This is a genomic window from Levilactobacillus yonginensis (assembly GCF_964065165.1).
GTDB classification, from domain to species: Bacteria; Bacillota; Bacilli; order Lactobacillales; family Lactobacillaceae; genus Levilactobacillus; species Levilactobacillus yonginensis_A.
Genome location: NZ_OZ061549.1, coordinates 310,848 through 332,065, shown reverse-complemented (window position 1 = coordinate 332,065; position 21,218 = coordinate 310,848). Strand labels below are relative to the sequence as shown.

Here is a 21,218-nt window from a genome sequence, read left to right as displayed (position 1 = left end):
ATCAAGGAGGTTTCTACCATGGCAAATTCTGAAAAGACTTTAGTATTAGTTAAACCCGACGGCGTTGCCGAAGGTCATATTGGTGAAATTATTTCTCGGTTCGAACGTAAACGATTCCAGATTTCTGCATTAAAGGTTGTCAGTGCAACTGACGAACAACTAAGACAACATTATCGAGAGCAGGTTGAAAAACCCTACTTCCATGAAATTGAAACCTACATGAAGGAAGGACCACTTGTTGCAATCATCGTAACTGGGACTGATGTTGTCAAAGCGGTCCATCACTTGGCCGGTAAGACCCGGTCAAATGATGCCCAACCAGGAACAATTCGCGGTGACTTTGCTCACGAGTACCCAGATGGCATTTTGCGAAATATTATCCATACCTCTGACAGTCGTGAAAACGCCCACCACGAAATTGCTATCTGGTTCCCAGAACTGGCAGTAGCTGCTCACAAACAAAGTAGTAACAAGAAATAAATGATCGGTAATAGCCTGTGTACTAGTCCCTGTCAAGTTGTCATATGAAATAATATAATTTTATGTTGTCTCTAAGCGGCCTCACTCCGGTATTCTACCGGGGTGAGGTCGTTTCTTGCTGGTGAGCGATCTAGGTGATTGAAGTAGTGGATTCCTTCCTTTACCAGCGCTTCAAATTCTTCGTAGGTTTTGGGCATTGGATGACGATCCATCCAATGCGTCTTGAACTCATTCCACCAACGTTCCATTGGCGCGTTATCGCAAGGCGTACCCGGTCGTGACATACTGCGTGTGACTTCGTAGGGGACCAGAAAGTTATTGAATTGTTTGGACGTATAAGCCGATCCGCGGTCAGTATGAACTACCGGATTGACGTCACCAGCGTACTCAAAAGCCCGCCGAAATACTTCGATTTCGGCATCTGCTGTTTCTGTTTTACTTAAGTTAGAGGCAATCAAGACCCGTCCGTAAAGGTCCAAAACGCCGCTCAACCGCATTTTGAACTGCCCATTAACGCCGTAAGATAATTCAGTTGAATCGGACAGCCAAACCTGATTAGGGGCGGTGGCCGTAAAATTTTGGTTCAAAAGATTATCTTGCATGTACTGTTCTTGTTCCTTGATTCTATGATGCTTCTTGACCCGAATCTGGCATCGAATCCCTAGGTTACCCATAATGCGTTTGACTCGCTTAATGGTAACGTCAAAGGTGATCTGCTCGTCTCGGTTCAGGTTTGATAAAATCTTACCAGCACCGATTGCTTGATGATGTTGTTTAAACCAATATGTGATGCGTTCTTCTAGTAGCTTTTCTTGAGCGCCCCAGACCGTTTCTTGACGGTGGAGGAACTTATTGTAGGCTTGCCGGCTCACGCCGACGTATGACAATAATTTTGTGATGGCACCGTGTTTCCCTTGACTGACCTCGCTGATTGCCCGATATGCCAGTCGATGTTGTTGTTTCACCCCTTGCGCTGAAGTTCCTGATATTTTTTTACAAATTCTTCCAGTAGTTTCATGTCGGCGACCTGACCTTCCAATTGTCGAATCCGTAGATTCGCTTTGTCTAGGTCGGTCACTTCTTTTTGTGCCTTACGGCGCCCACGGTTGTCTCTTAGAACCTCATATCCGCCATCTTTAGCCTTCATAACCCATGAACGAGCCTGCTGATAGGAGACTTGATAATGTTCGGCCGCTTCGCTATATGAGTGCTTGTGTTTGGTAATGAATTCAACGACTTCAATACGCTCTTCCCACGTGGTTTTTCGACTCATTTTCGGGACCTGCTTTCTTGACGGCGACGCCGTCACAGTTTTGTCCCTATTATACTTGGAAACCCAAGTCATTACTTGGGAAAATGAACGTAAACCATACTTCATAGCTAGTTCCTGTGCGGAACCTTCACCGTTCAAAAAGGCATAGATAACCTGTAGTTTGAAGGCACTACTGTAGTGATGATTTTTCTTGGCTTCCCTCAGTCCATCAAGGCCATCACGGTGGTATCGATCTAGCCACTGAGCCACCGTATGCTCACCTAAACCATTTGCTTTTCCAAAGGCTGTACTTGATAGTCCCGAAGCCTCAAATTCGTTAATCAATGCCAGCTTCTCCATGGCACTAAACTTGGCTCTTGGCATACAAAAAATCCCTCCGTCATTGTCAGATGAATTATATTATTTCATCTGACAACCACAGAGGGATCATAACACTGCGTAGGCGGGCTATTTTTATTGGAATTTTCATGAATGCACTTGGACCAAATGCTGAAGTCCTTAAAAGCTGGCATTTCCGAAGGAGAAATTACATAATGAAAAGCATTACGAAACCAATCACATTGGCAATTGTTGGTTTATCACTAGCATTACCTGCTTTACCCCTGACTCAAGCTAATGCATCAACTTGGCATTGGGGCATGGCCAAGAAACTCAGAGGTACTTGGCGCGCTCATCACGATAAAGTTTTCCATAGCAAGGCTAAAATTGGCAAAAATTATTACCATTTTCAAGCCAATGACCCCACGTATTTGAATAATACTAAATTTAAGTATGTAGGCCACCATGTCTACAAGATCAACGGTTATGAGCCAATCTATTCTAAAAAGCGTGGCAACTTGTACATCAAGCGGGTTTCAAAACACCATATTGAAGTTTCTAACTTCAAGCATGTCAAAAAGAGTACCAGTATCAGCCTCTATAAATAAGTTAAGCGTTTAAAATTTTATGACTACCATTGCCTTCAGGTTAGGATTCACCCTAGCTTGAAGGCTTTTTTGGAATAACTCCTATCACTTGCCATCTGCTACCCTACTGTATAGAAAATGGAAACTGATTCCAAATCCTGAAGTGTCGGGCCAACCGGCGTCCATTAGACTTCCCGGATAACCAATTGCGGCAACCAAATAGAAATTCTTGGAATGATGCGTATTGAGTGCTTTTTCCAAATACTTAGCCAAATCATTGACTAAAGTGCCGGTCTCCCCCGTATTCGAGTTGAAACCAGAAGTATGTAATACACTTTCAATTACTGGTTGGTTCCAGCTATCAAGCATTGGTGTTGCTGTATCACTACCAACCTTTCCGTCAGTCGCTGAATAAATAAAGTGTAAATCTTTCGGCTGTAATTCGAGCGGTCCTGCCTCTTCCCCAAACCCACTAGTCAAGATTGACTTTGTTAATGTGCCAGTCCAATCGTCAAGATCTGACAAAGCGGCCGTGTAAATCGCTGATAAGTTCTGACTTTGACGATAACCGTCTCGTTGCATCTGTTCGGTAACTAATTTCGTGAACTTCTGACTATCCCGGTAATTATGATCTTTAGAATTTTTAGGTACGATAAAATTCGTTGAGACGGGTTTAGACGTGACAGTTTGAACATTTGACTGACCGTCTCCTGATTTCTTGGTAAGGTACCCCCGCCAAATCCATCCGGAGTATCGGCCATCTACACTAGTCACATGATAATAGACCGCCGAGCTCTTCTTGGCCTTACGATATAACTTCTCATGACTATTGGTAACGACTGCGTGATTGGTCAACGCATGACCGTACGAACGCTTGGCACCGAGGTGCTTCGAATAGAGGGTCCCACTTTTAGTCATCAGGGTATGTTTTCCCATTGACTTGCGCCACACCAGTTTTACTGAATTTGACCGACGAACCGAATAATTGTGACTGGCATGAGCATTAGTATCGGTTATGTTGAAAATACCCAAAATAACGGCAAGTCCAATCATCCATTGACTGTATTTTTTCATGTACGTTCCCTCCTACTTTTTTGAGTCTAGCATGTGGCGCCAAACCGGCATAGGGAATCTGCATCATTTATTTGACTATGAAAGCGATGTCGTAATTATTGACCAGCTTTCTAGCCCTAACCAGTGCATTCTAAACCATATCATGCCATAACCGGATTACCCATTGGTTTCACTTCCTATTCACAGAAAACTGCCCCATCATAAAGGACCACCTCAAATACCAGCGTATATGGTATCATTTACCTATCTTGCTACTTGACTATCGAGTAGCGCAATTATTTGGAGGAAATCTTATGACTGAAAATCCATTAGTCGTCGAAATTATTAACCTTGCTGCTGAACATGACCAAATTGCTCTACATCTGCTGAGTACCGAAAAACATTTGACCATTAAATCGGTTTCTAACGAACGAACCGACGTGTTGGTTGCTACAACTTGGAATGACAAACCAATTGTGATCAATCCAGCTAACATCATGTACGCGGTCCCACTGGCACGATAAGTCAAATGACCCCTTAAGCGCTACTTAGTCACAGTCCCAAAAAATTATAGAATTTTCGGAGAAACACTATTATGAACAGGTCAACCTCATTGCTGCTTACCCTATTTACTGTTTCCTCACTTAGCACTTTCACCAGTATGTCAGTAAATGCGTCAACCAGGCATAAAACCACCCCTTCAGTCACCAGAGGGACTTGGAATCCCAAATGGGTCACCACCGGGAAACTTCCCGATAGCAAGATTCAGATCTATTCTAAAGATATTAATTTAGGTAGCCATTCATATAGATTGCGCTACGACGAATTGTCAAATCAAGTGTAACTTTGTCCCAAAGAAAACTTCAGATGGACTCTTCCAGCCTAAAATCTTGCGCGGTCGGTTATTTAGCACTTCAACGAACTGATAAATATCTTGGTCAGTGAGCTGATCTAAATCGGTTCCCTTGGGGAAGTACTCACGAATAAGGCCATTGGTATTCTCATTGGTTCCCCGTTGCTGGGGCGCATGTGGATCTGGGAAATAGACTGGAATACCAAGTTCTTGACTAACTTCGCGGTATCCTGCGAATTCAGTTCCACGATCCGGCGTAAGCGTACGAACTCGTTTGGGCGTCACAGTATGCAGTAGGTCAATCATAGCTTGCGTGACGTTCTTGGCGTTTACTTTGGAAACTCGTTGAGACAATAAGTACCGTGATTTACGGTCCACCAATGTAACCAAAGCTGAACGCCCAGTTTTACCCCGAACGGTGTCGCCTTCCCAATGGCCGAACCAGCTCCGTTTATTACACGAAACTGGTCGTTCATGAACTGAAAGAACTTCGTTAAACCGACCACGTCGTTCGTTAACCGTTCCTTTGACCTTACGGGTTTTGCCACGGTGGCGCAACTTTCGGGCAAAACCACGAGCACCGTGACTCTTGCGTTTAATCCCTAAATTATCGAGTTTAATTCCGCGATAAATAGTATTGTAACTGATTTGCCATTCGCTATTTTCGTGAACTAAACGGCCTGAGATTTGTTCCGGAGACCATTGGCATTGAACGATGCGGTGAAGGACAAAATCTCGTAGTTTCAAGTCAGCTAAGATCCTAGGACGTCGGCTTTTCAGTCGCCGTCTCTGATAGTTCTCTTGTGCTTTGACAGCTGAATATGCATCACGGCCACCGTTGCGCTTAATTTCGCGTGATACGGTGGCTTTTGAACAGCCAATTTTCTCCGCAATACCTTGATAAGTATCGTTTAAAGTGACTCCTAACAGTATGCATTCTCGGTCTTTTAAGGTAAGATGATTGTACGGACTCATAGCCTAAGATCTCCTTTAAGTGATTGTTGTGGTGACTTCATTTTACAGGACTCAGGCTATGAGTTCTTTTTTATTTTCTTCTTACTTGTTGCACTTCAATTGTAAATTCGTCACGCTAAAAAGACCTCATCCAAGCATTACACCTTTTATTTAAACAAGCATAAGCCAATCAAAATCTTCTATAACAGTCGCATCGTCGGTAATCGAAAGAGCGTTAAAACGCTGAGCATTAAAGTTAACCCCTCTACCTCTGGATACGATGGACTATTTTATAAGGGAAACTTACTCAAGTACCCTTACAAAGATACTAATTTCATCAAATTGGACCCCATCTATCAACTAGGACTCCCTTTCGACTATTACAAAATAACTGGGAAAACTTTGCCCGGAGCAGCCCTTTCCCTTAGCAGTGGCGAAAACACTCAAGCTTATAAGGACGGAACATTTAAGCTCAAAATAAAATCCCAGGGTCTATTAGCCATTGGTGAAACGGTGACCCTCACTTCAAAACGATCATCTGCTAAGACAGTTCAACAAGTATTAACCGTCACCCCAGATCCAGACGATGATCACTATGACCGTTCGAATTATGAAACCAATGGTACGACTATTTATGACACTGATTATTCTTAATCAAGGTAACTTAAGACGACCTTTAGTCTGAAAACTACGCGTGCTCGTCCGTTTGAAAATGCACAAACAGATATTATTGACATCTCTAATGCTGCCTTGCGATTTTAGAAATTTCGTCCAAAACTGATGACATTAAAAGCTGTCTATATTCCCGGGGAGACTAAACATGAAAAAAGGTTCAATAATTTTGACAGTTTTATTGGCAACATCACTGTTGGCAGCGTGCGGTAAAAGTAATCGTTCTAGTGAAACATCTTCTAGTTCCAGGCCATCTAGTACCCTAGTATCCAAGCAAAAGAAGCACTCGGCAAAAAGGACAGCCAAACGTGAATCAAAAAAATCAGCTAAAGCTCAGTCAGACAGCAGATCATCCAGTCTGGCAGCAAGTTCTCAGAATTCATCTACCTCAACTAGTGGGTCATCTGTATCAAATCAATCTAGTGCTGCAAGTGAATCAACGCCAACGACACTAACTGCATTTATTAATAAGTACGGCGAATCACCGGTTGCTTATAAAATGGATCATGGTATGTCACAAAAAGAAGCTCTGGCTTCCACACCAGACTCGATGAAATCTTCTGGAGAAATCCAAATGGAAGATCAATTAGGCATTAAGTAGATGCCGCACCGTTTGCAATCAAAGATGCCAAAACATTTCTATATTCACCTAACGTGAACGTGCATTATTTAAAAGTCGTAAGGCAATAAAAAGCTATGCTAACTGGTTATCTTAACTCTTGAGACGAACAGGATCTGCTTAAAGAATGTGGTGGTTACGATGAACAACATTCTGGTGAGAACGGGGATAACTAATATATGCTGTTTGACAACCTACAATCGGCTCTTGCCGGCATCGATACATTAGTGGATTACCACTTGGATAGTCTAATCAATCATTATGACATTGATGTTCAATATTCAAATATGACCCGTACAATCAATGGATACGCCCTTCCGCTAACCAGAACGATTTTTATCAATAATCAATTGGATTACCCAGAGCGCATTAAGGCGCATGAGTTAATGCACTGTCTGCTAGACGACACCGTACAGCCTCTCATCAAATCTATAATAGTGGATGGTTTTAAAACTGAGAATCGTGCTAACCAATGATCAAAAAGTATATCGAGCTCACAAACGTTGAGCCTGAAGAATTCGACTTGCTATGTTTCCGCAAACAGTATCACATCCCCGATAGATACATCTTCTTGGCAGCTAACGTCGATGAAGATACGCTAAGTGTTACGATTCCTGATTTAGATTTATACTAAAGTTCACGTGACATTAGATTTAAAATTGTAGATTTCAGGGAGGAATCGTTGTGCTTAATTTTTTTGAAGCTTTCTCATTAATTAGTTTTATCATTATTCCTGTTGCAATCATTTGGGCTCTTGTTTCACTTAAACGCCACCATAAGCTAAAAGTACCACTCTTGGCCTTGCTAACTGGGGTAATATTGATGGCCTTAGGTTTTGGCCTTGCCTATCTGCCAATATTCAATACACAATTATCGCTCAACAAGTCTACGATCAAAACAGACTCAGATGGATATGCAACTGTTAGAGGGGAAGCCACGCCAGGATCCATAGTTGAAATACAAAGCAACGTTACTAGCTTTGACGATTATGTTAAAACAAATAAGAGTGGTTTTTTTGAAGACCACCTTTTATATTACGGTGGTCATAAAGAGCATGTTTACACCGCCTCAGCGGGAATGAAAGGACGTTACGAAAGTCCTGATAAGACACTTACTGTCATTGATACAACATATGCACCTAAAGAACGCGCACGAAAAAAAATTGTAGACAAAGACGATAGTAGTAACTTAACCGCCAATAAAGAAGACCAAAAAGCCTTTGAACAGTCAGTAAATGAGTTAGCCACTAATGCTAGCTCAAAATTAGGAATTTCCAATTCTATTTCGGCTAAATTTAATAATAAAGATAGTGAAGTGACATTTTACCTTCCTGACAGTGCTACTTCATTGAGTAAAAAAGACAAGAAAACAATTGCTACATATTTATTTTCCCATACTGAAAAGTTAGCAGCACTTTCAGATATTGATGCTCCTACAACTCAATTCATTCAAACGAAAGACTATGACAACATCGCACGTACTACCGTTACGGGTGGAATTAAAATTTACTAGGAGGTCACTACAATGCTACTTTTACTGGTAATCGTATTTTGCCTACTAAGCTATAAGCTCCTAAGTGACTGGATTTGGTGGCTGCTACCTGTTGCCATCGTGTTTGACTTTGGACTGTGGATTATCCATCATATGGCTCTTACCGCTCTACTTGTGGCCGTGGCGTTTGGAATGTACGACAAGTGACAAGTTTATCTATCAGGCCAAGCATGGCCATAGCATGTTTTATGATAATTCTAAGGATAGTAAGCCTAAACGCATGAAGTCTTAGACAAAATAAAAAGCGCATCCCCCCTACCAGCCAAATTAACGTACATACAAGTCCATAACGTTTTGACTCAATATGTTGACAATACCTCTATAGAATCAATTACTAGACATGACTACCAGCTATTTTTACAGCGATATGGTAGAAGTCACGCTAAGTCTACTGTCTCAAAAAACAATTCTTTAATTCACGCTTGTGTGAAAGACGCTATCTATGACAGTGTGATCAGGAAAGATTTCGTAGCTAACTCATCAATCCTATTTGACCCAAAGAGAACTAAGAAAATCGACTACTTAAGCATTCATGATATGACTATCCTAACTAAGTTACTTACAAAAAACGCTAGATTACCATTTCTGCTATAGTCCCCTTAAGGTTGACAGATGAAAAACTATAATTCATCTGTTAACTTTAAGGGGATTTTTCTATGCCTAGGACAAGATTTACAGCTATGGAGAAACTGGATATTTTGACTGGTCTATCACAGACCAATTTGAACAGAAGCAAATATCTTGAGCAATATGGTATTTATGACACTACTATTCGTTCATGGCGAGAACTTTACAAACGTGATGGCCTTGACGGCCTAAAAGAACGCCATATCTGGACACGTTATAGTGCAGAGACCAAGCAGCAAGCCGTGGAAGCCTATTTAAATGGTAAAGGTAGTTTAGTTGAAATCAGCAATCATTTTGGATTGAGAAGCGATAAGCAACTTCGCGACTGGATTAAGAAATTCCAGTATAATGGGACCAATAAATCATTGACGGATCCCCCGTCAAGAAGGCAGGTCCGCATTATGAGTCGTAAAACAACATTCGAAGAACGAATTAAAATTGTGGAGTATGTCACGGCTGGAAAGCATTCGTACTCCCAAGCATCCGAACACTTCAACGTCTCTTACCAACAGGTAAGAGCCTGGGTTCTCAAATCCAAAGACGGTGGTTACACAGCATTAAAGGATGGCCGTGGACGTACTAAACCAGTTGAAGAAATGACTGAAGTTGAACGTTTAAAACTAGAGAATCGTCAACTAAAGGCCCAGCTCAAAGAACAGGAGGTAATGGAGCTCTTCGCAAAAAAATTCCGGGAACTACAAAACAAGGAGTGAACGCCCAACATAAATTAGTATTCCAGACAATTCAGGAACTCAGTCCCCAGATTCATGGCGCCCAAGCCATTATTCTTCGCAAAGTGGGTCTATCTCGCCAAGCATTTAATCAATGGCTTCATCGTGAAGAAACCCCTCGGGAACAACAAGAAACACAGCTCAAGCAAAAGATACTCATGTACTTCAACGCACATCGTCAGAGAATCGGCGCAGGAAAATTGAAGATCTATCTAGACCATGATTCAGAGCTTGATTTTTACGTCTCACTTAAGCGCGTTAAGCGGCTTATGACTCTCCTCCATCTCAAGTGCCAAAGTAGACTGAAGAAACACCATCGAGTAAAACAAGCTGAGCAAGAATTACGAGACAACGTATTAAATCAACGGTTTAATATGGCCGATAACCCAAATGAAGTGTGGTTGTCGGACGCCACCGAAGTTCGTTACGGTATCAATGGCGAGTACAAAGCTCGATTGTGTGGTGTACTAGACCTGTATGGCAGATGTCTTTTATCCTACAATCTGAGTGTTACTGAGACTAGTGACGCAATGGTTGAAGTCTTTGAGCGAGCCTTTAGCAAAGCTGGAAAAGTTCATCCAATGGTTCATACTGATCGTGGTTCGGCTTACACTTCCAAAGATTTTAATGATCTAATGACCGAACACAAAGTCGTTCGGAGCATGTCCCGACCGGGAACGCCTTATGACAATGCCCCAATGGAACGTTGGTGGAATGAATTCAAGTTAAACTGGTTAGACAGCCACCCAATGCCTAAAACCAAGGAGGAGCTAATTAAGCTTATTGAGGAAGGTATTCACTACTTCAACTATATTGACCGCACAGCACAAAGAAACGGCTCCACCGCGGTTGAATACCGCGGTGAAGCCGCTTAATCAAATCTACAAAAAATTATAGTATTTCATCCGTCAACTTGACAGGGACTAGTGCAGATTTAACGGGATTCCTGTTTTTTAATATTCCTTTAACGAGTTCTAATAAGGAGAGTACAGGATTTGAACCTGCGCGCCGGTATTAGCCGGTTCGACGGATTTCGAGTCCGTTGCATTACCACTCTGCCAACTCTCCAAGTGACTACTTATTTATTCTACCAATTATGAATATAAATGCAAGCCCCGTTTGCTAAAATCTCCGTTGGGTCAGCATGACTGGGTCAAACGGATCAATCCACACCGGCTGCGTGCTCAATAGACCCAGCGGGACAATACTCGTACTATCTAACTTGGCCGCCAACAATTGCTTATCGTGGGCCAACGCCATCGAGATTTCCCAATCCGTCCATTCCGACTGCCAAGTTGTCCGACTAATCATGACCAATAATTGCTGGGACCGTTTAATTTCTCGTAATAATTCGCGTTTGATTCGACTTGCTTCCCGTTCCGTAAACTTCACGGGTGGCTCCTGTTCATGAAAACTCAACGTTGGAAAATCCCAATTGTGGTTAGCCCACCGGTGAAACCGCACCTGCACGGAATGCGCCAACGGATCTGCCGACTGATAACTCACAAACAAATCACTCATCACTTTCGTCTCCTCTCACTGTATTAGGTCCATTGTATGCTTCACATGAGTCAGAGCCATTACAGAAATGTTTATTTCTTATGAACATTATATTCGATTGCTAATATCGCTAGTTAATCATCAAATACTTTCTAATTTAAGCTTACATTTATCTCAGCCGTTTAACCCTATCCACAGCTTACTTAACAAGTGTTAATCCAGTTTACCGGCTTAACTGATCAGCTACCCGCAGCTTATTTTTACATCTAATACAAATCTCATTGTAAAATTCAAAACATTTTCTTAGCTTCTCAAAAAATTCATACTTTTTTCAAATTTTTGCAATTTTCCCCGCAACTAACCAGCACATTGCGGTATAATAATCTTGCACTTTTAATTTTTTCTTAAAGAACATCATTCCCCGGCTCGTTTCTAGCCGGAAAATTAAAAAGAATGGAGTCGTTTTTTGTGGATAATCTATACGAAAAGAGTCAGTTAACTGACCAAGAGTTAATGCTGGTAAATTCCGACGTCGAAAAGAATGCTAAGTCCCCCGTTGTGGCCTACTTGCTGTGGTGGTTCACCGGATTTATGGGCGGTCACCGTTACTACTTTGGTAAGACCGGTAGTGCCGTTGCCATGACCTTAATCTTTTGGTTGTTAGTTTGGGTCTTTGGTTTAGGTGCCCTCATCAATGGTATCTGGATGTTAGTCGACGTCTTCCTCATTCATGGTTGGATTGTTGATGACAAGAGTGACAAAGAAAAACAAGCCATCAATGATATCTTCATGCGGAAACAAATGCGTCAGAATCGCGCACAGGAACCCGTTCAAGCTGCCCAATCAGCTGAACCTGAGGCATCAGCCGCGACCACTGCCGATACTGATGCTACCCCTTCAAACGATCCTGTCTCTCACGCCTAATTTAATTGGCATCACTCGTAAAGGCACCGTCCCAGCACAACTTGGGTCGGCGCCTTTTGTTTGTTATACTGGCACTGAAAGGGCTATCAATCCGACGCCCCCCAGCATATTTTTCCTTCCTGATGAACGTCCTTTACGCGACCTTCATCATTAGCGTTACCCACTCATTTTTCCTAAAGGAGGTTTTCAGTATGTACTCACGATTATTAGTCCCACTTGATGGATCCAGTAACTCGATTGAGGCCCTGAAGACAGCCATTCGGTTAGCCAAAGATTGGCATGCTTCACTGGTTTTACTCCACATTGATGACATCACCCAAGTCAGCTCTGGTGGCCTAGGTGCCAGCTACAACGATGTTGTTTCTTCAATGCGCGAGGCTAGCCATAAGATTCTCACTGACGCCCAGGCCATGGCTGCCGGCAGCGATATTCCAGCGACAATTCTCCAAAGCGACGGCTCACCAAAGCAACATATCGTCGAAATTGCTAACAGTCCCGCCGACGACATCGACCTCGTCGTTATTGGCAAGTCCGGAACTAACGCTTTCTCACGGATGGTAGTTGGATCAACCACCAACTATGTTGTCCAGCACGCTCGGCCTAACGTCTTCGTTGTAAACGACAGTGAACCCGCCAAATCATAGTTTTGCTGGGGAGCCATTGACTGGCTCTTTTTTAGACCATTCTCTTATACAGCTAATGCCTCCAAAAACTTTTCAGTCTTTCCTTTCAATCACGATTCAGCTTATAATTGATTGATGACTTATTTTAGGAGGGATTTTTTTGTCACGTTCCAAACAACCTTGGTTCCTAGTCAGCATGATGCTGATAGCCGCCAATTTACGGCTTCCAATCACCATTATTCCACCGCTCCTGTCCAAGATTGAGCACGCGCTGGCACTGCCCAGTGCTATGGGGGGGCTATTGACATCGATTCCATTAGTCACCTTTGCCATCTTCTCGCCCATTATTGTGAAGTTGGCACAACGGTGGGGTAATACCTGGACCGTCTTCAGCCTATTTCTTCTGTTGATTCTTGGCAGTTACCTTCGGTTGATTCCCACCGTGGCGGCCGTCTTCTTTGGAACATTTCTAATCGGTATCGGTGTCGACAGTGGTAACGTCTTGATTCCCGCCCTAATTAAAGAAAATATGCCCGACCGCGTCAATGTGGGAACCGGCCTTTACACCCTCGCAATGCTACTAATTGGCGCTTTAGGTACCGCGACCGCCGGCTTCCTAATTGGCCAAATCAGCCTTCAGGCCACGTTAGGCTGGCTATCCGTCTTAAGCATCGTGGCCGCACTTGCCTGGATACCCAACCTCCGCTGGCATCCCACAACAATGGCCACTAAGCACACCCAATCTAAAGCCCACTACCAAAGTGTCTGGCATCAACCATTAGGTTGGCTAATCACCCTGTTCTTTGGCCTCCAAGCACTCGTTTACTACTCCTTTGTCACGTGGCTGCCCGGTATACTCAGTGTTCACGGCATCTCCGCTTTGACGGCCAGCAATCTCCTCACCATTCTGCAAATCAGCGGTCTACCACTCTCATTCCTAGTTCCCTATCTTTTCAATAAACGCCACGGTGTCAGTTGGTTGATTGCCCTCATGACGCTAGGATACGTTATCGCACCGCTCGGCTTCCTCTTACCAACCCACGCACTTAGCTGGTTAACACTCTGCTCACTCACCATTGGCGTTGGCGCCGGGGTAGCCTTTAACTTAGCCGTGCTTTTCTTCACGGAGAAGACGACTAATCCCATCCAAACTGCGGCCGTCTCCGGAATGGCCCAGTCTGCAGGCTATCTACTAGCCGCTGTTGGACCGTTACTCTTCGGCTATCTCCAGAGCCTATTAGGAACCTGGCTGCCCGTTATCGGCCTCTTAGCACTATTTGCAGTTCTCCTGAGTCTAACGGGCGTCCTCATTCAGCATCATGGTCTGATTGCCGAATAACTTTTCACCCTCGAAAAGTTAGCTATCCTTCAATACGCGGCAAATTTAAATAAATACACAATTCCAACCTACTCATCAATATTGTCAAAAAAATGGTGGATCGCTTCTAAACACAGAAGCGATCCACCATTTCGTATTTTTAGTAGTCCATCAAACTGAAGATATCGTAACCCTTCAGCTTGTCACGACCGTGAAGATCCTTTAATTCAATCAGAAATGCCGTACCAACCACGATACCACCTAAGTCTTCGACCAATTGAATTGTGGCCCCAATAGTTCCACCGGTGGCTAACAGGTCATCCGTTACCAACACGCGTTGGCCAGGCTTGATGGCGTCCTTGTGCATGTACAGGGCAGATTGACCGTATTCCAGATCATAGGTTGCCTTGACCGTTTCACGAGGCAACTTACCTTGCTTACGAGCCGGGGCAAACCCAATATTCATCTCGTAGGCTACTGGGCAACCTACGATAAAGCCACGGGCCTCTGGACCCACGACCATTTCAACACCCTTATCCTTAGCGTAGGCCACAATTTCGTTGGTTGCGGCGTGGAAGGCCTCACCATCAGCCATTAATGGCGAGATATCCCGGAACATGATGCCCTTTTCTGGGTAATCCGGAACGCTTGCAATATATTTCGTAAAATCAGTTGCCATAAGTTTAAGTAGCTCCTTTAATTTTAGTTCAATGGGGCATGAAGACGCTGCTTGAGTACGGCGGATGGGCAAAGTAAAAGATCCGCTTCCGTCTGTACCTGCTGCTGTCTTAGTTGGTAGCTTGGCGCCGTCGTTAATTCCTTATGTTCTGGGTGCGCCACACCATTCATCATGCCGTGCTCGATTGTGATGAAACCACATTCGAAGAAGACCTGAATCATGAAGACTAACTGAGTTCGCGGAATCTGTAGAAATTTAGTCAATTCCGCTAGCTGATGCCCAACATCGACTTGTTGATGCGTAGCAATGAACTTAAATAGTTTAGCATATTGCGGGCGAGTTGGCATCCCTAATTGCGAAAGACTTTCCTTCTTGTACAAATAAGCGGTGACTCTTGCCGGTTGCAATTGCTGTAAAACCGTCTCCAGGTCACTCGTCGCATCGGGGCAATCGACCACAAACGCCGCTGTATCAGCAGGTAACGCTGCTTGGGCCGTCCCGTCATACAGAATGGCTTGACTGCCAGTTGGAACTTGACTACGCAACTGTTGAAAAATATTGCGATGAAAGAAAATGTAGGTCCCCACATCCTTGAACATGGCTTGATGAACCCGGCTAGTTCTAGCATCCACGACTGTCTCCGCGGAAAGCTTGAGGTCCTTGACCATGAGTTGCAATGAATGTCGGCCCTGCCAAACGTTATCCTCAATCGCGCCCAGTACAGCCGCCTGATCCGGTGCCGCCGTTAATTCCGGAACATAGGCCCCAGCACCAAACTGAATGGCATTGAGCTGATGAGTCCCCTCCTGTAACTGGAATTTCAGGTGACTGTGATCCTTACCAATTGCCTTTACCTGGGTCAAACTTGCTGACTCAAAGGCAAACAACGGCTGACTGTTGTCCGTCCCAAACGGTGCCATCTTGGCTAACTCTTCGAAGAGTGCTGGCGTAATCGCCGCCACGCTCACCGAAGCCGCCACCGGTAATTCACTCGGACCACTTTCGGTCAATTTTTGCTTGCCAGCTTCCATATCTAAGGCATCCGCTAAGGCTGTTAACTGCGTCTCAGGGACCGTTAATCCCACAGCCATGTGATGACCCCCAAAAGCTGTCATCAGGTCTCTATGACCATCTAACGCCGTAAACAGATTGAATGCTGCCACGCTTCGGCCCGACCCTTTAGCCCGCCCATCCTGGACGTTCACAACTAAAGTGGGCTTGCCCGTTTGTTCGACCACCTTACTAGCCACAATTCCCAGCACACCCTCGTGCCAATCGTGACCGCTAATGATCAATGTCGGTCGTTTCAAGTGATCTGAGTCGGTGGCTTGTGCCAATGCACTTTCACTGATTTGTTGAACCAACTCTTGCCGGTGACGATTTTTCTGTTCAGTTTCCTGAACCAAATCATTCGCCACCGTGTCATCCAACGTCGTTAACAGCTTAACTGCCGGCGTTGCATCGTCCAGGCGTCCTAGGGCGTTTAAACGGGGAGCGATTCCAAAGCCAATCGACTGTTCAGTCAGTTCCTCAGGTTTGATGCCAGCACCCTTCATAAGTGCCTGTAACCCCGGTCGTTCATCCTGTTGTAACAACTGTAAGCCAAAGTATACCAAGACCCGGTTCTCATCAACCAACGGTACCAAGTCGGCAACGGTTCCGATAGCCGCTAAATCAAGCATGTCTTGAGGAATCTCTTCACGTAATGCCTGAGCCACCTTGAAAGCCACCCCTGCACCGGACAAACCACCAAATGGATATTCGGCTCCCGGGTAACGGGGATGAATAATGGCGTAGGCTGCCGGTAGTTCCGCTGGCAACTCATGATGGTCGGTCACCACCACGTCCACGCCGGCTGCATTAGCCACGTCAATCGCATCGTTACCAGCCACCCCATTGTCGACCGTGACAATGAGCTGAGTACCCGCTGCAATTAGCTTTTTGAACGCCGCCACGTTGGGACCATACCCATCCGAAAACCGGTTCGGAATATAGTAATTCACGTTAGCACCCATCTCATTGAGCGTCTCATAAAGGATCGACGTACTCGTCACCCCATCAGCATCATAATCGCCGTAAATGGTGATCTGCTGGCCTGCACCAATTGCCTCTTCAATACGGGCGGTTCCCTTGGCCATATCGTGTAACAAGCTTGGGTCATGCAGTTGCTCCGGACCGGGATTCAAAAATTCGTGCGCCGCTGCCGGGGTTTGGTAACCACGATTCCACAAAATTTGCGCCACAATTGGTGAAATTTCTTCCGTCTCCGCTAAGGCTTGTGCTTCCGACGACGGTTGATCGACGTTTTTAATGTTCCATTTGTACTGTGCGGCAATCACCAGCAAACCATCCTTTCCTTTAAAAAACGGTAAAGAGCGGTGTCAACGGCACCACTCTTTCGTTCATAAGCTATTTAGTTGCTAATTTTTCCTGTAACTCGGCAATCTGTGCTTCCAACTCCTGAATCTGCTTATCCTGTTGGCCAGCAACCTGCTTGCTCTTTGAATTTTGAAGGCGCTTCGTCAAACGTTCATTATCGGCGTTCAATGCCGCGATACGGTCGTCACTAGTCTTCTCCAGCTCTTTATAAGCCCGATTATGTTGGAAGGCGTTGATGCTGGAAAAAAGAATCATCAGCACTGCACCGATTAAAATCGATACTAGTAAAACCAGGATCAGTGGCCAGTGAACCGTCGTGAAACCAAAGGAAACCGGCACACTCTCCACGTTTAGAATTGCAAACACCGCCACCACAATTACCAATAAAATCGTGAGGACAATTCGCCATTGATTTTTCATTGCTATTCACCCTTTGTGGTCAATTTTTGAAACGGTACGTCCACCTCATCAAAGTCTTTAACGACCCGAGTGTTGTGGAAGATCTCTCGTGCCTGATGTTGTAGATCCTGTGCCATCTTTCCGGTGTACCGCGCAGAAATATGGTTCAGCAAGAGTAGTTTCACGTGCATCCGCTTAGCTAGTTCAGCCGCTTGGATGTTAGTGGAGTGGTAATACGACCGCGCCAACTTGCTTTCGCCCTTCGCAAACGTACTCTCGTGAACTAACACGTCGGCATCCTTGGCCAACCGTTCCGCGTTCTTAGTCTGGCGCGTATCACCCAGTAAAGCGACAATTCGGCCTGGCTGGGCCGGCCCGAGGAAGTCCTGACCGTTAATGGTTCGTCCATCCGGTAGGGTTACCGTTTCGCCCAACTTCAGCTTGCCGTACACCGGCCCAGATGGGATCTTAGCCTCCCGCAACTTATCCACTTGCAGTTCACCTGGATGGTCCTTTTCAACCACGCGATATCCGAAACATTCAATTTTGTGATCCAGATGTTGCGCGTAGACACGAAACTTATCGTCTTCAAAGATTAAGCCATCTGTGGCAATTTCTTGGTAATGAATCTTGTAGGATAACTTGGTCTCAGAGACCCGCATACTAACCTCTACGAAGTCCCGAATACCCTTGGGTCCGTAAATTGTCAGTGCAGAGTTTCCACCCTGAAACGACCGACTACTCAACAAGCCCGGTAGTCCAAAAATGTGGTCACCGTGCAAGTGGGTAATAAAAATTTTATCAATCTTCCGCGGCTTTAAAGTCGTCCGCAAAATTTGGTGTTGGGTGGCTTCACCCACATCGAATAACCACACCGAGTTTCGTTCGTCCAGCAAGCGTAAGGCCGTGCTAGACACATTGCGAAACTTTCCCGGTGAACCGGCGCCCGTTCCTAAAAATTCAATTTTCATATTTTTTCGTTCCTATTCTATAATTGAAGTCCGTCCACTATTTTAGGGGATTTTCGCTTAAACCGCAACTTTTCCGGCGTAAACCCGACCTGATTTTAGCAAATAATTCATTAGGGTTCCCTCGCAAAGTTCGGTATACTAGGGTTAAGCTAATGATTGTGGAGGTGGCCCATGCGACTCATTGATTTTAATCTCTCAACGATCGACCTGCATCCGGGACTTGGCCTTTACTGGGAACATGCCGGTAATCACGACCCCATTGTCGATCTGCAAACTAGTACCGATCAACTCCGACTGCTGACTGGTAACGGTCACCCCTTAACCCTTGACCAGTTCCGAACCCGGAGCCAACAGGTTAATCAACAAGCTAGCCTCTTCATTGAACAAACGCCACCACAGCGCCTCTATGGGTACCGTTTGGTGCCACATCAAATTCTACTTGGATGAAAGGAGTTTTACCATGCGTTATTTCAAAACCACGCTATTTGCAGCGCTGAGCGTTCTCGCTCTCGGATTGGCAGGCTGTCAGTCAAACGCATCAAAGAGCACGGCTAGTTTTAAGGATAGTTCTTCAGAATCCAGTCATTACAGCGCCCCAAAACCGGACGCCGCTGTCTCCGCCTCTTCATCTTCTAAGGAAGCGCAGACGTATAAACCCAAGAAAAATCAACTCACCAGTCCCAGCTACGTAAAATCTGGAAACCTCAAGAAGGCTGGACAATTCACCTACGACAAAGTCGGTACCAAGGTTCAGCTAAGTGAAGTTGCTCACCATGCAGCCACCATCAAGAGTGGCAAATTAACTTATAAAGTCACTACCATCCGGTTGATCAAAAACACGGCGAAAACCGCGGCAGCTAAACGCATGGCTGCGCAAGCTCTCAACTTACCAGAAATTCAGAGTCCCTACTATACGATTCAGGTCAAGTTTACCATCACGAACCGCGGCAAGCAGGACCTCATCACCGATGGGATCAAAAGTTTGCGACTGCGTAAAGGCCTCCAGCTAAATGCCGCAAACCAGCTGAGTGATGCTAGCGCCGGTAAAACCATCCCCGCGGGTCAAAGCCTGAATACTTGGGCGACTGGACTAGCCGGTCAAAAGACTAAGCCAACGTTCAAGACAGTCAAAATTGCCTTCGCCGGCGCTTACAATGGCGATCAAAAACAACTGGTCAGACCCACTAGTTGGTTGAAATTAACGCTATAACCGCATAATCTTGGCATCCCCGAGAATAATTAGCAGGACTGTGATGTAAAGTCACGGTCCTTTTTTGTTACCTAATTGATTCCCCCTCAGGTCTCACCCGCACGGCAGTGGTCAACATAATTGATTGCCACTAAAAAAGGCGTCCCCCTTGCGCGGTTAAGCACAACGGGAACGTCTCTTCGTTAGGCCATATATTCAAATGTAAAGTCGTCGATTCGAACAGAGTCACCGTTCTGAGCACCATGGTCACGCAGGCCATTGTCCACACCCAAGCCCCGCATTTGGCGAGTAAACCGCAACAGGCTTTCGTCATGGTTGATGTCCGTCATCTTGAATAACTTTTCAAGCTCAGCACCACCCAGAACCCAAGTCCCGTCTTCATCCCGATCGATGGTAAACTTCTCCTCAGGTTTGAACGTATACTCTGCTGTCGTGGGTGCTTCCGGTTGCTTAACTGGAAATTTCGGTGTCTCAGCCAACAGAACAGCCGTCCGCTGCAACAGTGGTGTTAAGCCATCGTGAGTTAACGCAGATACGGCAAAAATCTCGGGAGTGTCCGTCAACAACTTATCTTGCTTCAAATCTTCCTTGAATTGTGCCAAATTATCCGCTGAATCCGGCATGTCCATCTTATTAGCAACCACAATTTGTGGTCGCTTCAGGATATCTGGATCATACGTTTTCAACTCTTCATTAATCTTTTCAAAGTCATCATAAGGGTTACGCCCTTCCAAGCCACTCATATCGATCAGATGCAGAATAACTCGTGTCCGTTCAACGTGGCGTAAGAATTGGAATCCCAGGCCGATACCAGTAGCTGCCCCTTCAATCAGACCAGGTAAATCAGCCATCACAAAGTCCTGACCGTCAGGTAACCGCACCATTCCCAAGTTAGGAACTAAGGTCGTAAAGTGATACTCCGCAATCTTAGGTTTGGCACTCGTGACCGTTGAAAGTAAAGTCGACTTCCCAACTGATGGGAAACCAACCAACCCAACGTCGGCCAACACCTTCAACTCTAAACGAACTTCAAACTCTTCACCAGGTTCACCGTTTTCGGCAATTTCCGGTGCGGGGTTTTTAGGCGATGCAAAATGAATGTTACCACGACCACCTCGACCACCTCGAGCAATCACCGCTGAATCATCACTGGCCACAAGGTCGGCAATGACCTGGCCCGTTTCATCATTGATGATGGTTGTCCCTTGCGGCACCTTGATCAGGGTATCATCCGCACCCCGACCGGTCATCGACTTGATTGCACCGTTACCACCATTTTTCGCCTTGAATTTACGGGAATAACGGAAATCCATCAAGGTCCGCAAACCTTCATCGACCATGAACACGATGTTCCCACCGCGGCCACCGTCGCCCCCAGCGGGACCACCATTGGGCACGAATTTTTCCCGGCGGAAGGCCACCATACCATTCCCACCGTTTCCGGCCTTCACGTTAATTTTAACTTGATCTACAAACATAATTTATTTTCCTCGTTTT

The 21,218-nt window shown here is 45.1% G+C and carries 25 protein-coding genes and 1 tRNA gene; 15 read left to right on the top strand and 11 right to left on the bottom strand.

All coding sequences use genetic code 11. The annotated features are described in order from the left end of the window. The first annotated feature begins 18 nt into the window (after positions 1-18). Positions 19-480 carry a nucleoside-diphosphate kinase gene (ndk, locus tag AB3Y94_RS01650; RefSeq protein ID WP_367294847.1) on the top strand — a complete coding sequence of 154 codons (462 nt, stop codon included), beginning with the start codon at positions 19-21 and terminating at the stop codon, positions 478-480. Positions 481-551: 71 nt separating this feature from the next. On the opposite strand, the gene AB3Y94_RS01645 is transcribed toward ndk, so the two are convergent. Both AB3Y94_RS01645 and AB3Y94_RS01640 read right to left on the bottom strand, forming a co-directional pair. Beyond that, the gene (locus AB3Y94_RS01645) at positions 552-1,445 is read right to left on the bottom strand and encodes an IS3 family transposase (protein WP_367294846.1); all 894 of its coding nucleotides are present in this window, start codon (positions 1,443-1,445) and stop codon (positions 552-554) included. After that, positions 1,442-2,116 (bottom strand): helix-turn-helix domain-containing protein, encoded by a 675-nt coding sequence (locus AB3Y94_RS01640; protein WP_367294845.1) that lies wholly within the window; start codon positions 2,114-2,116, stop codon positions 1,442-1,444. Before AB3Y94_RS01640 ends, AB3Y94_RS01645 begins: the two co-directional genes overlap by 4 nt. 170 nt (positions 2,117-2,286) lie before the next feature. Here AB3Y94_RS01640 and AB3Y94_RS01635 point away from each other — a divergent pair, with 170 nt between their 5' ends. Then, positions 2,287-2,679 (top strand): hypothetical protein, encoded by a 393-nt coding sequence (locus AB3Y94_RS01635; protein WP_367294844.1) that lies wholly within the window; start codon positions 2,287-2,289, stop codon positions 2,677-2,679. An 84-nt stretch (positions 2,680-2,763) separates the two neighbouring features. Here AB3Y94_RS01635 and AB3Y94_RS01630 read toward each other — a convergent pair whose 3' ends face one another. Further along, positions 2,764-3,732, bottom strand: a complete 969-nt coding sequence (locus AB3Y94_RS01630; RefSeq protein WP_367294843.1) for a hypothetical protein — start codon at positions 3,730-3,732, stop codon at positions 2,764-2,766. A 293-nt stretch (positions 3,733-4,025) separates the two neighbouring features. Between AB3Y94_RS01630 and AB3Y94_RS01625 the strand changes: the two genes are divergently transcribed. After that, positions 4,026-4,235 carry a hypothetical protein gene (locus AB3Y94_RS01625; RefSeq protein WP_367294842.1) on the top strand — a complete coding sequence of 70 codons (210 nt, stop codon included), beginning with the start codon at positions 4,026-4,028 and terminating at the stop codon, positions 4,233-4,235. Between the two features lie 305 nt (positions 4,236-4,540). Here the strand turns inward: AB3Y94_RS01625 and AB3Y94_RS01620 are convergent, their stop codons facing one another. Beyond that, positions 4,541-5,539 carry an IS30 family transposase gene (locus tag AB3Y94_RS01620; protein ID WP_367294841.1) on the bottom strand — a complete coding sequence of 333 codons (999 nt, stop codon included), beginning with the start codon at positions 5,537-5,539 and terminating at the stop codon, positions 4,541-4,543. Between the two features lie 381 nt (positions 5,540-5,920). Between AB3Y94_RS01620 and AB3Y94_RS01615 the strand changes: the two genes are divergently transcribed. From AB3Y94_RS01615 to AB3Y94_RS01585, 7 genes are all read left to right on the top strand, one after another. Beyond that, a complete protein-coding gene (locus tag AB3Y94_RS01615) occupies positions 5,921-6,172 on the top strand; it encodes a hypothetical protein (protein ID WP_367294840.1) in 252 nt (83 codons plus the stop codon). 166 nt (positions 6,173-6,338) lie between these two features. Continuing rightward, complete coding sequence (locus tag AB3Y94_RS01610) at positions 6,339-6,791, top strand: hypothetical protein (protein WP_367294839.1); 453 nt, start codon at positions 6,339-6,341, stop codon at positions 6,789-6,791. Positions 6,792-7,281: 490 nt separating this feature from the next. Further along, entirely contained in the window at positions 7,282-7,443 is a 162-nt protein-coding gene (locus AB3Y94_RS01605) for a hypothetical protein (protein WP_367294838.1), read from the top strand. 50 nt (positions 7,444-7,493) lie between these two features. Then, positions 7,494-8,321 carry a hypothetical protein gene (locus tag AB3Y94_RS01600; protein WP_367294837.1) on the top strand — a complete coding sequence of 276 codons (828 nt, stop codon included), beginning with the start codon at positions 7,494-7,496 and terminating at the stop codon, positions 8,319-8,321. A gap of 12 nt (positions 8,322-8,333) precedes the next feature. Further along, on the top strand, positions 8,334-8,507 hold the full coding sequence (locus tag AB3Y94_RS01595) for a hypothetical protein (protein WP_367294836.1): 174 nt from the start codon (positions 8,334-8,336) through the stop codon (positions 8,505-8,507). Between the two features lie 533 nt (positions 8,508-9,040). After that, complete coding sequence (locus AB3Y94_RS01590; RefSeq protein WP_367294835.1) at positions 9,041-9,700, top strand: transposase; 660 nt, start codon at positions 9,041-9,043, stop codon at positions 9,698-9,700. Continuing rightward, positions 9,697-10,593: an IS3 family transposase gene (locus tag AB3Y94_RS01585; RefSeq protein WP_137617402.1), complete on the top strand. Its 897-nt coding sequence runs from the start codon at positions 9,697-9,699 to the stop codon at positions 10,591-10,593. Before AB3Y94_RS01590 ends, AB3Y94_RS01585 begins: the two co-directional genes overlap by 4 nt. Before the next feature lie 105 nt (positions 10,594-10,698). Here AB3Y94_RS01585 and AB3Y94_RS01580 read toward each other — a convergent pair. Both AB3Y94_RS01580 and AB3Y94_RS01575 read right to left on the bottom strand, forming a co-directional pair. Continuing rightward, a tRNA-Ser gene (locus AB3Y94_RS01580) sits at positions 10,699-10,786 on the bottom strand. Positions 10,787-10,840: 54 nt separating this feature from the next. Then, positions 10,841-11,239, bottom strand: coding sequence for a TIR domain-containing protein (locus tag AB3Y94_RS01575; protein ID WP_367294834.1), 399 nt, complete (start codon positions 11,237-11,239; stop codon positions 10,841-10,843). Between the two features lie 447 nt (positions 11,240-11,686). On the opposite strand from AB3Y94_RS01575, the gene AB3Y94_RS01570 reads away from it, so the two are divergent. From AB3Y94_RS01570 to AB3Y94_RS01560, 3 genes are all read left to right on the top strand, one after another. Next, positions 11,687-12,142, top strand: coding sequence for a TM2 domain-containing protein (locus tag AB3Y94_RS01570; protein ID WP_367294833.1), 456 nt, complete (start codon positions 11,687-11,689; stop codon positions 12,140-12,142). 191 nt (positions 12,143-12,333) lie between these two features. Further along, positions 12,334-12,786 carry a universal stress protein gene (locus AB3Y94_RS01565; RefSeq protein WP_367294832.1) on the top strand — a complete coding sequence of 151 codons (453 nt, stop codon included), beginning with the start codon at positions 12,334-12,336 and terminating at the stop codon, positions 12,784-12,786. A gap of 175 nt (positions 12,787-12,961) precedes the next feature. After that, complete coding sequence (locus AB3Y94_RS01560) at positions 12,962-14,104, top strand: MFS transporter (protein ID WP_367296465.1); 1,143 nt, start codon at positions 12,962-12,964, stop codon at positions 14,102-14,104. 139 nt (positions 14,105-14,243) lie between these two features. Here AB3Y94_RS01560 and AB3Y94_RS01555 read toward each other — a convergent pair whose 3' ends face one another. From AB3Y94_RS01555 to rnz, 4 genes are all read right to left on the bottom strand, one after another. Then, a complete protein-coding gene (locus AB3Y94_RS01555; RefSeq protein ID WP_125694160.1) occupies positions 14,244-14,762 on the bottom strand; it encodes an adenine phosphoribosyltransferase in 519 nt (172 codons plus the stop codon). A gap of 23 nt (positions 14,763-14,785) precedes the next feature. After that, positions 14,786-17,101 (bottom strand): single-stranded-DNA-specific exonuclease RecJ, encoded by a 2,316-nt coding sequence (gene recJ / locus AB3Y94_RS01550; RefSeq protein WP_367294831.1) that lies wholly within the window; start codon positions 17,099-17,101, stop codon positions 14,786-14,788. Positions 17,102-17,171: 70 nt separating this feature from the next. Next, positions 17,172-17,561, bottom strand: a complete 390-nt coding sequence (locus tag AB3Y94_RS01545; RefSeq protein ID WP_367294830.1) for a lipopolysaccharide assembly protein LapA domain-containing protein — start codon at positions 17,559-17,561, stop codon at positions 17,172-17,174. 2 nt (positions 17,562-17,563) lie between these two features. Further along, entirely contained in the window at positions 17,564-18,511 is a 948-nt protein-coding gene (gene rnz, locus AB3Y94_RS01540; protein ID WP_367294829.1) for a ribonuclease Z, read from the bottom strand. A 171-nt stretch (positions 18,512-18,682) separates the two neighbouring features. Between rnz and AB3Y94_RS01535 the strand changes: the two genes are divergently transcribed. Further along, on the top strand, positions 18,683-18,958 hold the full coding sequence (locus AB3Y94_RS01535) for a hypothetical protein (protein ID WP_367294828.1): 276 nt from the start codon (positions 18,683-18,685) through the stop codon (positions 18,956-18,958). A gap of 13 nt (positions 18,959-18,971) precedes the next feature. Then, a complete protein-coding gene (locus AB3Y94_RS01530; protein ID WP_367294827.1) occupies positions 18,972-19,721 on the top strand; it encodes a hypothetical protein in 750 nt (249 codons plus the stop codon). Between the two features lie 182 nt (positions 19,722-19,903). Here AB3Y94_RS01530 and obgE read toward each other — a convergent pair whose 3' ends face one another. After that, entirely contained in the window at positions 19,904-21,199 is a 1,296-nt protein-coding gene (gene obgE, locus AB3Y94_RS01525; RefSeq protein ID WP_367294826.1) for a GTPase ObgE, read from the bottom strand. Positions 21,200-21,218 lie beyond the last annotated feature (19 nt).